A 12,364-nucleotide genomic window follows, 5' to 3' on the forward strand; every position below is an offset into this window, starting at 1 on the left:
AAAAACCAACGCAAGCTTTCGGATTGTTACGCAAGATTTTGCGCGAACTCTGGACATCGGGTCGAAATCCTACTTACATCGGTACACGCATGACCCGGATCACAAGCGCCGCACCGCGCGTGTACGTGCCGAAGGAGACCCCCTTGCCCAGAAGCGGCTACCGCCCCCTGCTCCCCGTGGCCGCCGCCACCGGAGCCCTCGTCCTGCTGGTTTCCGGCTGTGACTACCTCAGCGGTGGTGGCGGCGGCACCGCCGACACCTCCGACATCGACTGCTCCCCCTACGAGCAGTGGGAGGACACCGGTGGCACCGTCTCCGTCTACGCCTCCATCCGTGACGAGGAGGGCGAACGACTGGAGGAGTCCTGGGCCGACTTCGCCGCCTGCGCCGGGATCACCGTCCAGTACGAGGGCAGTGGCGAGTTCGAGGCCCAACTGCCCATCCGCCTGGACGGCGGCAACGCCCCCGACCTGGCCTTCATCCCCCAGCCCGGCCTCCTGGAGCGCTCGGTGGAGGACGGTCACGCGGTTCCGGTCGCCGACGGCGTCCGCGAGAACGTCGAGGCCGGTTGGAGCGAGGACTGGCAGGGCTACGCCACCGTCGAGGACGAGCTCTACGGTTCTCCGCTCGGCGCCAACATGAAGTCCATGGTCTGGTACTCCCCCGCGTACTTCGACGAGAACGGCCACGAGGTCCCCGAGACCTGGGACGACATGATCGAACTCAGCAAGGACATCGCCGCCGAGGGCACCAAACCCTGGTGCGCGGGCTTCGAGTCCGGTGACGGCACCGGCTGGCCCGGCACCGACTGGATCGAGAACACGCTGCTGCGCACCTCGGGCACCGACGTCTACCACGACTGGATCTCCAACGACGTCGCCTTCGACTCCCCCGAGGTCGTCGAGGCCTTCGACCTGGCCGAGGGCGTCCTGCGCAATGAGGACTTCGTCAACGGCCCGTTCGGCGGCGTCGACAGCATCGCCGTCACCTCCTTCCAGGAGGCCGGCCTGCCCCTGCTCGACGGTGGCTGCGCCATGTACCTCATGGGCTCCTTCTACGCCGCCCAGTTCGAGGAGGACGTGAACATCGGCGAGGACGGCGACGTCTACGGGTTCGTGCTGCCGGCCATGGAGGCCGACGGCGAGGTGCCGATCATGGGCGGTGGTGAGTTCACCGTGGCCTACGACGACCGCCCCGAGGTCACCGCCATGCACGAGTACCTGTCCTCCGTCGAGTTCGCCGACAAGCGCGCCTCTCTCGGTTCGTGGGTCTCCGCCCACCAGGACCTGGACCAGTCGCAGCTGCCCGACCCGACCGACCAGTTCACCGCCGAGGTCCTGAGCGACCCCGACACCGTCTTCCACTTCGACGCCAGTGACACCATGCCGTCCTCCATCGGCACCGACGTCTTCTGGACCGCGATGATCGACTGGGTGACCGGATCCGACACCGAGGACGTCCTGGAAACCGTCGAGTCCGCCTGGTAACCCGGGCCCTCGGCCCACCGGGGCGGAGCGGTCGCCCTCGCCGCGTACCCCTTCGCCCCGGTCCCCCATCTCAAGGAACCACCCATGGAGTTCTCGCTCCTGTCCGAGCTGCCCAAGCTCGTGTGGATGCTCATCGGGATCGCCGCGTTCCTCGCGGTCATCGGCCTGATGCTGGTCCTCGTCGACGTCCCCCGCACCCGACGGGACCGTTGGCAGGCCTTCCTCTTCCTCGCCCCCGCGCTGATCCTGCTGGTCGGCGGGCTGGTCTACCCGGTCCTGCGCACCACCTGGCTGTCCTTCCACGATCGCACCGGCACCGAGTTCATCGGTCTGGCCAACTACGTGTGGATGTTCCAGCGCCCGGAGATCCTCCTGGTACTGCGCAACACCCTGCTGTGGGTGCTGTTCGCCCCGATCATGGCCACGGCGATCGGGCTGCTGTACGCGGTGCTCATCGACCGGTCCCGGTTCGAGACGGTCGCCAAGTCCCTGGTGTTCATGCCGATGGCGATCTCGTTCGTGGGCGCCGGCATCATCTGGCGCTTCGTCTTCGCCTATCGCCCCGCCGACCAGGAACAGTACGGCCTGTTCAATCAGATCGTGGTCCGGCTCGGCGGCGAACCACAGCTGTGGCTGCTCGACCAACCCGTCAACACCTTCCTGCTCATCATGGTGCTCATCTGGGTGCAGGCCGGGTTCGCGATGGTGGTGATGTCCGCGGCGATCAAGGCGATCCCCGCCGAGATCGTGGAGGCCGCCCGGATCGACGGTGCCGGCCCTTGGCAGCTGTTCACCCGGATCACCCTGCCGTCGGTGTGGCCGACGCTGTTGGTCGTCCTCATCACCATCACGGTGCAGACCCTGAAGGTCTTCGACATCGTCCGCACCATGACCGCCGGCAACTACGGCACCAGCGTGATCGCCAACGAGATGTACAGCCGGGCCTTCCAACAGGGGCAGGTCGGCCAGGGTTCGGCCCTGGCCGTATTCCTGTTCGTCCTGGTCATTCCGCTGGTCATAGTGCAGATCCGGCGTTCGCGCAAGACGAGGGAGCTTCTGTGAGCCGCCCGACCCCGACCGGGGACACCGCCCACACGATCCCGGACGTGCGGGCCGGCGCCGCCGCCCGAGTACGCCGCCGGTTGAGCCGCGGGGCGGCGAGCCTCGCCGCCCTCGTCATCGCGGTGCTGTGGACACTGCCGACCGCCGGACTGTTCGTCTCGTCGTTCCGCCCGGCCGAGGACATCCGCACCACCGGCTGGTGGACGTTCTTCGCCGACCCGAAGATCACCCTGGACAACTACCGGGACGTACTGTTCGGCAGCGCCAGTGACGGGCGCCTGGCGTCCTACTTCGTGAACTCGATCGCGATCACCCTGCCGGCCACGATCTTCGTGCTGGGCGTGGCGGCCCTGGCCGCGTACGCTCTGGCCTGGATCGACTTCCGCGGCCGGGACTGGTTGTTCCTCGGTATCTTCGCGCTCCAGATCGTCCCTTTGCAGATGTCCCTGGTGCCGCTGCTGCGTTTCTTCTCCCAGGGGGTGACCGTCGCCGGTCTCCAGGTGCTGCCGGCCTGGGAACTGGGCGGGGCCATGGCCTTCACGAACGTGTGGGTGGCGCACACCATCTTCGGGCTACCGCTGGGCATCTTCCTCCTGCACAACTTCATCTCACAGCTACCGAAGTCGCTGTTCGAGGCGGCGCGCGTGGACGGCGCCGGACACGGCAGGATCTTCACCCGAATCGTGCTGCCGCTGATCGCGCCCGCCCTGGTCTCCCTGGGCATCTTCCAGTTCCTGTGGGTGTGGAACGACCTGCTGGTGGCGTTGATCTTCACCGGAGGCGACTCCTCCACAGCCCCCCTGACGGTGCGGCTCGCCGAACTGGCCGGTACCCGAGGAGAGGCCTGGCACCGGCTCACCGCGGGCGCGTTCGTGTCCATGGTGATCCCACTGCTGGTGTTCTTCCTGCTACAGCGGTACTTCGTACGGGGGCTACTCGCCGGCAGCGTCAAGGGGTGAGGAGTGAGGAAGAGGCTCAGCCCGCGCGCAGAGCGGAGCGGGCGGCCTCCAGCGTGGTGGTGCGGTAGGCGGCGCCGAACAGGCACAGGTGCACGAGCAGCGGATGCAGCTGGTGCAGCGCCACCCTGCCGCGCCATCCGGCGGACAGCGGTGCCACCTCGTTGTAGGCGTCCCGCACCCGGTCCAGGTGCGGCAGTCCGAACAGGGCCAGCATGGCCATGTCGGCCTCACGGTGACCACCGTGCGCGGCGGGGTCGATGAGCACCGCGTCCCGTTCACGCCACAGCACGTTGCCGTTCCACAGGTCGCCGTGGACGCGCGCGGGCGGTTCGGCCTCACCCGCCAACCGTGCCACCGCGTCCACGACCCGCTCCACCTCACGGGCGTCGCCCGGGGTGAGCGAACCCTGGTCCAGGGCGCGACGCAGGTAGGGGCGCAGGCGCTGTTCGGCGTAGAAGGTGGGCCAGTCGTCACTCTGGGTGTTGTCCAGCGGCAACGGTCCGATGAAGCCGGGCCAGGCCGCCCCGAACGCGTCCGCTCCGGTCAGATGGGTGCCCGCCAGCTGACGGCCGAGCCGTTCGGCGGCGCCCTGTGAGGGTTCGTCCTCGGCCACCCACGGCAGCACCAGCAGGTGGTCGTCCCAACCCTGCGGGGTGATCACCGGGGAGCCGAAGCAGCGCCCCAGCCACTCCAGGCCCCGCGCCTCGGCGGTCAGCACGCCCATGGCGGGCGACCCTCGGGTCAGGGACTTGACGAACAGACGGGTGCCGTCGTCCAGCTCGGCGTAGGACAGGGTCCAGTCGTGGCTGGTGCCCGCCCGGGCCGCGCGCCGTACCTCCCGACCCAGCAGCGCGGAGATCCGGTCGGCGAGCGTGCCGGTCAACGGGTCACGCCGGCGGGGTCTCTGGGGACCCCGCGGTCCATCCGGCCCGTGTTCTCCGGCTCCGGGGCCGTTTCCCCCGGGGCCGCGTAGGTGCGCGATCGGCTCGCCCTCCACCGTCTCAGCCCCGCAACCGGGTGACGAGTTCGTTGGTCAGGCCCTTGGCGGCGGCCTCCACCATGTTCAGGACCGCGGAGAAGCCGTCGTCGCCCCCGTAGTAGGGGTCGGGCACCTCGGGGTTGGGACCGCCGCCCGGCGCGAAGGAACGGAACAGTCGGAGCCGGGACATGTCGAACCCGAGCTCCTCTCCCCGTTCGTCCACGACCCGGCGCAGGTCGTCGAAGTTGTCCAGGTCCATGGTCAGGATCAGGTCCCGATCGGCAAGGTCGGACGAGTCGAACTGTCGGGCGGTGTGGTCGGTCAGGTAGCCGTGCACGCGCAGGGTGGACGAGGCGCGCGGATCCATCCCGCCGCCAACGTGCCAATCGCCCGTGCCGGAGCTGTCGACCCGTACGAGGTCGCTCATTCCGGCACGTTCGAGGTCCGCGGTGAGCACCTTCTCCGCCATGGGCGAGCGGCAGATGTTTCCCAGACACACCACACTGACACGGTAGGGGCCAGCGGGGTCACGCGGTTCCGGCAGACTCATGCCTCTTACCGTAACGAAGATCCGCCGCGACCACCCGTTCTGGCACGGTGCGTGTGCGCCCCGCCGCCGATTCCTCGCCGTGTCAGCTCTTGGGCAGGCGCACCACGGAGACGAAGAAGTCGTCGATCTGCCGCACCACACGTATGAACTGTTCGAAGTCCACCGGTTTGGGCACGTAGGCGTTGGCGTGCAGGCGGTAGCTGCGCAGCACGTCCTCCTCGGCCTCGGAAGTGGTGAGCACGACCACGGGGATGTGGGCCAGATCGTCGTCGCTCTTGACCTCCTCCAAGACCTCCCGGCCGTCCTTTCGGGGCAGGTTGAGGTCGAGAAGGATCAGGTGGGGGCGCGGGACGTCGGCGAACTCGCCCTCACGACGCAGGAAGCGGAGCGCCTCCACGCCGTCCGAGACCACGTGCAGGCGGTTGCCCAGCTTGTGTTCCTCGAATGCCTCCTTGGTCATCAGGACGTCACCGGGATCGTCCTCGACCAACAGCACCTCGATGGGATGCACCAACATGACCTCGCTCAAGCTTCCAGACCCCTATACGGGCCCCGACCCGTGACCGGGCGGTGCCATACCGCCGGCGTCTCCTGAGGGCGCGGGACTCTCCCCCTCCGGTTCGTTGACCGAGGGATCGGTCTCCGTCTCGGTGACACCGGACTCTCGTGTGGCGGTCGGCGCTTCGTCCGCGGGGGCGGACTCGGCTACCTCGGTGCCCTCGACGCCGTTAACGGCGTCGAGGGCCGGTTCGGTTCCCTCGTCGGTCTCCGACGCGGCGACCTGCTCGGCCTCCGCCTCGGTGTCGACCGGCAGGGTCCAGCATATGCGGGTTCCGGTCCGGCCGGAGTCCGCCTCGTCTGTGGTTTCGGACCCTTCGGGATTGTGCACGTTCACCGAGCTCGTGTCCAACCACATGTGACCACCGTGGAACTCGATGATCTTCTTGCACATGGCCAGGCCGATCCCGGTACCCGTGTACTTGTCCCGTGTGTGCAGGCGCTGGAAGATGACGAAGATGCGTTCGGCGTACTGGGGTTCGATCCCGATGCCGTTGTCGGAACAGGCGAACACCCACTCGTCCCCCTCGCGTTCCACCTCGATGCGCACCTCGGGCGCGTCCTCGCCGCGGAACTTGACCGCGTTGCCCACAAGGTTGAAGAAGACCTGGGTGAGCAGGGTGCGATCGCCCTGGATGGTGGGCAGCGGGTCGCTGGTGACGACGGCGCCCGCGTCCTCCAGGCTCGCCTCCAGACTGCTCAGGGAGTCGTCCAGGGCCGAGTTCAGGTCCACGGTCGCGAAGTTCTTGGTGCGCCCCACTCGGGAGAAGGCCAACAGGTCGTTGATGAGGGTCTGCATGCGCTTGGCGCCCTCGACCGCGAAGTCGATGTAGGAGTCGGCGCGCTCGTCCAACTGCCCGTGGTAGCGGCGTTGGAGGAGTTGGCAGAAACTGGCCACCTTGCGCAACGGTTCCTGGAGGTCGTGCGAGGCGACGTAGGCGAACTGCTCCAGTTCCAGGTTGGACCGGCGCAGCTCCTCGGTCTGGTGTTCCAGGAGGCTGGACTGCTCCTGGAGCTTGCGTCGGGCGGTGGCGACCTCGTCCAGGTCCTGCACGATGCGTTCGCGCATGGCGTCCACGTCGTGACCGAGCTGAACGATCTCCGGCGGCCCGTGCAGGACGATGCGGTGGGCGTAGTAGCCCTCGGACACCTGACGCATGTGTCCGGCCAGTTCCTCCATGGGGCGCAGCACCCACTGCTGGAGCATCACCCACAGGAACACCGACAGGAACACCACGACCAGTCCCACGAGCACGAGCAACGCCACGACCTGCTGGGTGGCCAGGGTGAGACCGCTCTGGGCCTCGGCGATCTCGTTCTCCAGGTGGTTGGTGGTGGCGTCGGCGGCCCGGTTGAGCTCCAGGAAGAGGACGCGCCCGCGCTGGAGGTCCTCCTGGGTGGGCGTCTCACCCGCACGCACCTTCTCCGACACCGGTTCGGCGAAGTCCTCGCTCCACACGTCACCGGCGTCGATGAGCTCCTCGACCTTGGGCGCGACGTCCTCGTTCTCCGCGGCCAGCATGCTGAGGGCGTTGCGGTACTCGGCCAGCGACATGCGCTGTTCGGTGTAGGGCTGAAGGAAGTCCCGGTCCCCGGTGAGGATGTAGCCGCGCAGGGCGTGGTCCTGGCTGAGGTAGGCCGAGCGGGTCTGCTCGACGGTGCTCAGGCCGGGTGTGAGCGACTCCACCTGCAGGGTCAAGGAGTCACGGGCCTGGAAGGCGGCGAGGGTGATCACCGACACGGCCACGACCAGCACGACGGCGACGACCGTCAGCAGACTGGTGACCCGACGGCGCAGGCTCCAGGAATGGCGGGCGGGGTACACGTCCCGGGTCAGGGTGCCGACAAAGGACGAGGAGGTCCCGGTGGATCCGTGTTCGTCCCGCTCCCGGTCGGCCCCCTCCTCACCGTGTTCGGAACCGGTCGAGGGCTCGGTTTCCATGGTGCGGTCTTCCTCCCCAATGGGGCTCAAGCGGGTTCTCCGTGGCTGATGAGCAGCATCGCCACGTCGTCCTGGAGCGGGCCCCCGTTGCTGCGCTCCGCCTCGTCCACGAGGTGTTCCGGCAGGTTGTTCAGGGGCACTCCCTGGTCCAGCACCCCGTTGACCAGGCGGCGCAGGCCGGCGACCTCCAGGCGCATGGGCGGACCACCGTCGTAGGCGTCGACCAGACCGTCGGTGTAGAAGAGCAGGCTGGTCCCGCGGGCCAGGACGACCTCGGTGGACTCGTCCTGGTCGACCGGGAAGACGCCCAGGGGCGGCTGCGGCGGGGCCTGGATCTCCTTGGCGGAGCGACCGGTGACGAGCAGGGGCGGGGGGTGGCCCAGGCTGCGGATACGGGCGCGCTCGCTACCGGTGTCGAGGCTGGCCATGCACAGCGTCGCGTACATCTCCTCCTGCGCGCGCTCGCTGACCAGGAGCTGTTCGAGGTAGGGCAGGACCTGCTGCTCGGCGACACCGCTCATCACGAGGGTGCGCCAGGCGATGCGCAGGCTGACGCCGAGCGCGGCCTCGTCGGGGCCGTGCCCGCTGACGTCGCCGATGATGACGTGCGTGGTGCCGTCCTTCTCGACGGCGTCGTAGAAGTCACCGCCGACCAGGGCGCGCTTGCGGCCGGGCCGGTAGTAGGCGCGGTGGCTCAGGGGCGAACGCTCCAACAGGACCTGGGGCAGCAGACCGCGTTCCAGGCGCATGTTCTCGCGGGCGCTCAGCCGGGCCTCACGCAGCTGACGGGCGTTCTCGTCGGCGCGGCGCCGCTCCAGGGAGTAACGCAGGCTGCGGGCCAGGAGGGAACCGTCGACCTGTCCCTTGACCAGGTAGTCCTGGGCGCCGGCGGAGACCGCGGCGATGCCCTCGTGCTCGTCGTCGAGTCCGGTGAAGACGACGACGGCGGCGGCGGGCGCACTGCCGAGCACCTCGCGCAGGAGATCGAGTCCGTGCGCGTCGGGGAGGTTGAGGTCCAGCAGGACACAGCCGCGGAAGCCCTTGAGGTGCTCGCGAGCGGCATTGAGGGTGGCCACCCAGGTGATGCGGGTGGTGAGCACTGTGTCCGCGAGGAGTTCCTCGGCGAGGAAGGCATCGCCGGGGTCGTCTTCGATCAGCAGGACGTCAACCGATTCGACGGTAGCCTCCACCTGGTCGGTCAGGACGGTGTCGTCACCCAGGGAGGCACTGCCGTCCGTGGCAGCACCTTCGGCGGCTTCGGCCGCTCCATCGCCGATCACCTTCACGGGATCGTGCCCTGTTCTCCTGGTATCCACTCATCGCCTTATGGTTCACGGTCCGTGGGACGCGTCGTCACGCCACCGACCCTAGTGCCGCGTCAGCCGAGGTCCACCCCGTCGCGACGCTCAGCACGGCACCTCGCCGCGTTGGCGAAAAACCCGAATAGGAACCACTATGAGGGCTTCCCGCCGCCTTGCGATGCACCATCCTGAACGCCGCTCCGTAACGGGCGAACCCCGACTGACGCGGCACTGGGCGGACGCCTGGGGTCCTCCTGCGGTTCGGACCGCACGACACCCAAACGATAAACGTCCCACCGACCACTTGACCAGCGGAGGCGACGAGACACATCCGACCCCGGTGAACGACCCCCGTCTCCTGGTGGCTCCGAGAGGCTCTGAGAGGTGGGCGCTATCGGGCACGTCCGGTGGTCCGCGCGGGGTTGTGGCCCGGCTCGTACGTCCGTGCGCGGGCAGATCTGCTTGTGACGCAGTGCACCACCGAAGGGACTTTCGTCCATTTTTTTATGACAGAGTGTCGTATCCGTCTTGACAGGGGCGGACGTCTAAATGACATCATGTCACAAAAGCCCCGAGCGGAAAGAGGGAGAGTGCCGATGAGCGTCACGGCCCCGGCCCCCACGTCGACCCCCGACCCCGGCACGGCCGCAGACACCCCCCGGCCGTTCTCCGAGCGTCTCAAGGCCGCCACCTGGGGCGACCACTCCGCCGCCGAGCACCACGGCTTCACCAAGGCCCTGCTGGAGGGCGAACTCTCCCTCGACGGCTACACGGCCATGGTCGCCCAGCACTACTTCGCCTACATCGCTCTGGAGCGGGTGGGCCTCGCCCTGGTCGACGACCCGGTCGCCGGCCGCTTCCACTACCCGGAGCTGGAGCGGGTCCCCGCGCTGGAGGCCGACCTGGAGCATCTGCTCGGCGCCGACTGGGCGGACCGCGTCTCCCCCAGCCTCGCCACCCGCACCTACGCGGCGCGCATCGAGCAGATGGTCGACCACCCCGAGGGGTTCGTCGCCCACCACTACACGCGCTACATGGGTGATGTCTCCGGCGGGCAGTTCATTCGCCGGATCGCCGCCAAGACCTACGGATTCACCGACGGCGCCGGGGTGGCCTTCTACGACTTCGGCACCCTGGGCAGCCTGCCCAGGTTCCGTTCCGGTTACCGCGAGCGGCTGGACGCCCTGCCGCTGGACGAGGAGGCCGCCGCCTTCCTGGTCCAGGAGACCCGTCTGGCCTATCAGCTCAACACGGAGGTACTGGCCGATCTGGGCCGTCGGCACGTCTGATCCTCGGGCCCCACGGCGCGTTCGACATGCCACCATAGGAGGCATGCCCAAGATCACGGCTCCGACCATCGCCGCTCACCGTGCCCGCACACGGGAGAGCATCATGGACGCCGTCGACGAACTGATCAGGTCCCAGGGGATCGACCGCGTCTCCATGACCGACGTGGCCAACGCCGCGGGCATCACCCGCACCGCGCTGTACAACTACTTCCCGGACAAGCCCGCGCTCCTGCTCGCCTTCACCGAGCAGGTCAGCGCCGCGTTCATGGAACGGTACAAGCGCGAGCTCCCGTCGGGGGTGTCGGCCGCGCGCCGCCTGTCGGCCTTCGTACGCCTCCAGCTGGAGGGCATCGTCGCGCATCCGCACCCACCCGCCGCCGAACTGGGCGCCAGCCTCGGACCGGACGCCTACCAGGCATTGGCCGCGCACGTGGCCCCCATGCAGCGGCTGCTCACCGAGATTCTGGAGGACGGGACCGCCTCCGGGGAGTTCGACCGACTGCCGTGCGAACGCGTCGCCTCGCTCACCCTGTCCATGGTGGGCTCCCAACGCCTGCCCATGGTGAGCGGTGAGGTCGGACTGGAGGAGACCCACGCCCTGGTGACCAGGTTCGTGCTCCGCGCCCTGGGGGTGGCGGCCGAAACCCTCGACACGATCCTGCCGGAAAAGCCCCCGCGCACCACTCTCGGTGAGGACTGAAACACCCTTGGCGATAAGGGTCTGCACGTAAACCCACGATGGCCGTGTGTGGTCGGTGTGAAGCGGCATGAAGGCGTGACGCCCGGGGAACGAGAGGATTCAGCCCGTCTCCCCGGGCCGTCCCCGTCCGCCCTCGACCCCCGTGAGGCCTTCTCAGCCATGTCCCTCGTACTGATCGCTCTCGGCGCCGTCCTGGTGTCGGTCGCCCTGTTCAACAAGATGCCGCGGTTCGTCGCCGAGCGCCCGGCCGTGTACCGCTCCGGAGGCGGGGTCGCCACCGCTCAGCGCACCGCCGTGCCACCCCGGCTGCGCCTGACCGACGCGCGGCTCACCGAAAACGGACGCGCCGTGTTCACCGCCATCGGCGGCAGCGCGCTCATCATCGCGTTCTTCCTGGCCCTGTCCGGGCTCTAGAGAGTGATCGGGGCCGCGCCCCGTGCCCTCCCTCGCCCACCACCCTCGACGGAGCGCTAACGCGCACGGGCTCGAATCAAGCTCGTACCTCGTTCACGGCTCGACTCCTCTTGCGCCGTGTCGAAGCAGACCCAGGCTCTCCGGACCCGAACGGGTGACCCCCGCTCTAGGGGCGGAGGGAGCGGCCACCGGCCATGCGCGCCAACAGGCCGCCCGCGACGGTGGCCGCGACGCCGCCGGTCACCACCGCGGCCCGGCCCAGCCGTTCACGCAGCAGCGACGCGCGCAGAGCGGCGGCCTCGGCCAGCTCGCGCTCGGAGTCGCGGAAGGCGCCGCCGCACAGCAGCGGATCGAGCTCGCGGGTCCGCCAGCGCGCGGCCCACGGCCGCAGCGGCAGCCGCGGACTCGTGCCGGGGGTGGTGCGCGGCTTGAACCGTACCGGGACCGCCTCGGGCGCATCGGCTTGGAGGAACCGGGGCGAAGGGCCGGTGTAACGCAGCTCCCCGGGGGCGTTGGCGATCATCTCCACCAACAGCTCCGCGCAGGCCCGGGCGTCGCCCAAGGCCGTGTGCTGGCCCGTGGGCCAGGCCCCGCTGAGCAGGTGCGAGGCGCGCGGCAAGGAGTAACGGGCCAGGTCCAGCTGGGAGCGCAGGGCCCGCAGCGTGCACAACCCCGACTGTCCGGACGGCAGCCCGGCGGGCACCAGTTCGGCGGCGAGGAACCGCTCCTCGAAGTCCAGGTTGTGCCCGACGACCACCGCCCCGGACAACAGTTCGGCGATCCGGGGAACGATCTCCGCCACCCGTGGGGCGCCGATCAACTCGCCTTCGCCGATCCCGTGGAACTCCTGGCCCCCGATCGGCGCTCGGGGGTCCACCAGGGTGCTGAACTCCTCCACGACGCGACCGTCGCCGTGCACCCGCACCACGGCGATCTCCACCAACCGGGCACCCTCGCGCGGGTCCAGACCCGTGGTCTCCACGTCGATGACCGCGTACTCCAGGTCCGCCGCCCGCGTTCCGACCCGTCTGCGGGTCAGCGCGCCCGTTCGCAGCGTTCCCATCGTGTGCCACCCCTCGAATCAGCCCTCTGTCGCGGTGCTCTCACCGCCGGCAACGACCCT

The 12,364-nt window shown here is 68.9% G+C and carries 12 protein-coding genes; 6 read left to right on the forward strand and 6 right to left on the reverse strand.

Features of this window, described 5'->3' with window-relative positions; all coding sequences use genetic code 11:
* Nucleotides 1–143: 143 nt before the first annotated feature.
* From BQ8420_RS13080 to BQ8420_RS13090, 3 genes are all read left to right on the forward strand, one after another.
* Nucleotides 144–1,487, forward strand: coding sequence for an ABC transporter substrate-binding protein (locus BQ8420_RS13080; RefSeq protein WP_235006153.1), 1,344 nt, complete (start codon nt 144–146; stop codon nt 1,485–1,487).
* A gap of 84 nt (nt 1,488–1,571) precedes the next feature.
* Complete coding sequence (locus BQ8420_RS13085; protein ID WP_087098815.1) at nt 1,572–2,549, forward strand: carbohydrate ABC transporter permease; 978 nt, start codon at nt 1,572–1,574, stop codon at nt 2,547–2,549.
* A complete protein-coding gene (locus BQ8420_RS13090; protein WP_200815921.1) occupies nt 2,546–3,508 on the forward strand; it encodes a carbohydrate ABC transporter permease in 963 nt (320 codons plus the stop codon). Before BQ8420_RS13085 ends, BQ8420_RS13090 begins: the two co-directional genes overlap by 4 nt.
* Before the next feature lie 16 nt (nt 3,509–3,524).
* On the opposite strand, the gene BQ8420_RS13095 is transcribed toward BQ8420_RS13090, so the two are convergent.
* The 5 genes from BQ8420_RS13095 to BQ8420_RS13115 all read right to left on the reverse strand — a co-directional run bounded on the left by BQ8420_RS13095 (nt 3,525) and on the right by BQ8420_RS13115 (nt 8,823).
* On the reverse strand, nt 3,525–4,505 hold the full coding sequence (locus BQ8420_RS13095) for a fructosamine kinase family protein (RefSeq protein WP_087098817.1): 981 nt from the start codon (nt 4,503–4,505) through the stop codon (nt 3,525–3,527).
* A 4-nt stretch (nt 4,506–4,509) separates the two neighbouring features.
* Nucleotides 4,510–5,037, reverse strand: a complete 528-nt coding sequence (locus BQ8420_RS13100; RefSeq protein ID WP_087098819.1) for a low molecular weight protein-tyrosine-phosphatase — start codon at nt 5,035–5,037, stop codon at nt 4,510–4,512.
* 82 nt (nt 5,038–5,119) lie between these two features.
* Nucleotides 5,120–5,554, reverse strand: coding sequence for a response regulator (locus BQ8420_RS13105; RefSeq protein ID WP_087098929.1), 435 nt, complete (start codon nt 5,552–5,554; stop codon nt 5,120–5,122).
* Between the two features lie 24 nt (nt 5,555–5,578).
* On the reverse strand, nt 5,579–7,537 hold the full coding sequence (locus tag BQ8420_RS13110; RefSeq protein ID WP_369825503.1) for an ATP-binding protein: 1,959 nt from the start codon (nt 7,535–7,537) through the stop codon (nt 5,579–5,581).
* Nucleotides 7,538–7,563: 26 nt separating this feature from the next.
* Entirely contained in the window at nt 7,564–8,823 is a 1,260-nt protein-coding gene (locus tag BQ8420_RS13115; protein ID WP_087098823.1) for a PP2C family protein-serine/threonine phosphatase, read from the reverse strand.
* Between the two features lie 611 nt (nt 8,824–9,434).
* On the opposite strand from BQ8420_RS13115, the gene BQ8420_RS13120 reads away from it, so the two are divergent.
* From BQ8420_RS13120 to BQ8420_RS13130, 3 genes are all read left to right on the forward strand, one after another.
* The gene (locus BQ8420_RS13120) at nt 9,435–10,127 is read left to right on the forward strand and encodes a heme oxygenase (biliverdin-producing) (RefSeq protein ID WP_087098824.1); all 693 of its coding nucleotides are present in this window, start codon (nt 9,435–9,437) and stop codon (nt 10,125–10,127) included.
* Nucleotides 10,128–10,170: 43 nt separating this feature from the next.
* On the forward strand, nt 10,171–10,827 hold the full coding sequence (locus tag BQ8420_RS13125) for a TetR/AcrR family transcriptional regulator (protein ID WP_087098826.1): 657 nt from the start codon (nt 10,171–10,173) through the stop codon (nt 10,825–10,827).
* Nucleotides 10,828–10,986: 159 nt separating this feature from the next.
* A complete protein-coding gene (locus BQ8420_RS13130; protein WP_087098829.1) occupies nt 10,987–11,241 on the forward strand; it encodes a hypothetical protein in 255 nt (84 codons plus the stop codon).
* A gap of 166 nt (nt 11,242–11,407) precedes the next feature.
* Here the strand turns inward: BQ8420_RS13130 and BQ8420_RS13135 are convergent, their stop codons facing one another.
* A complete protein-coding gene (locus tag BQ8420_RS13135) occupies nt 11,408–12,304 on the reverse strand; it encodes a PolC-type DNA polymerase III (RefSeq protein ID WP_087098831.1) in 897 nt (298 codons plus the stop codon).
* Between the last annotated feature and the right edge of the window lie 60 nt (nt 12,305–12,364).

Origin of the sequence: Nocardiopsis sp. JB363 (assembly GCF_900143625.1) — a bacterium.
In the GTDB taxonomy this organism is placed as follows: Bacteria; Actinomycetota; Actinomycetes; order Streptosporangiales; family Streptosporangiaceae; genus Nocardiopsis.

What these genes read in the sequence shown, in the direction of transcription:
- BQ8420_RS13125 (WP_087098826.1), top strand. Translation starts at nt 10,171, where the DNA reads ATGCCCAAGATCACGGCTCCGACCATCGCCGCTCACCGTGCCCGCACA.
- BQ8420_RS13100 (WP_087098819.1), bottom strand. Translation starts at nt 5,037, where the DNA reads ATGAGTCTGCCGGAACCGCGTGACCCCGCTGGCCCCTACCGTGTCAGT.
- BQ8420_RS13135 (WP_087098831.1), bottom strand. Translation starts at nt 12,304, where the DNA reads ATGGGAACGCTGCGAACGGGCGCGCTGACCCGCAGACGGGTCGGAACG.
- BQ8420_RS13120 (WP_087098824.1), top strand. Translation starts at nt 9,435, where the DNA reads ATGAGCGTCACGGCCCCGGCCCCCACGTCGACCCCCGACCCCGGCACG.
- BQ8420_RS13130 (WP_087098829.1), top strand. Translation starts at nt 10,987, where the DNA reads ATGTCCCTCGTACTGATCGCTCTCGGCGCCGTCCTGGTGTCGGTCGCC.
- BQ8420_RS13110 (WP_369825503.1), bottom strand. Translation starts at nt 7,537, where the DNA reads ATGGAAACCGAGCCCTCGACCGGTTCCGAACACGGTGAGGAGGGGGCC.
- BQ8420_RS13105 (WP_087098929.1), bottom strand. Translation starts at nt 5,554, where the DNA reads ATGTTGGTGCATCCCATCGAGGTGCTGTTGGTCGAGGACGATCCCGGT.
- BQ8420_RS13085 (WP_087098815.1), top strand. Translation starts at nt 1,572, where the DNA reads ATGGAGTTCTCGCTCCTGTCCGAGCTGCCCAAGCTCGTGTGGATGCTC.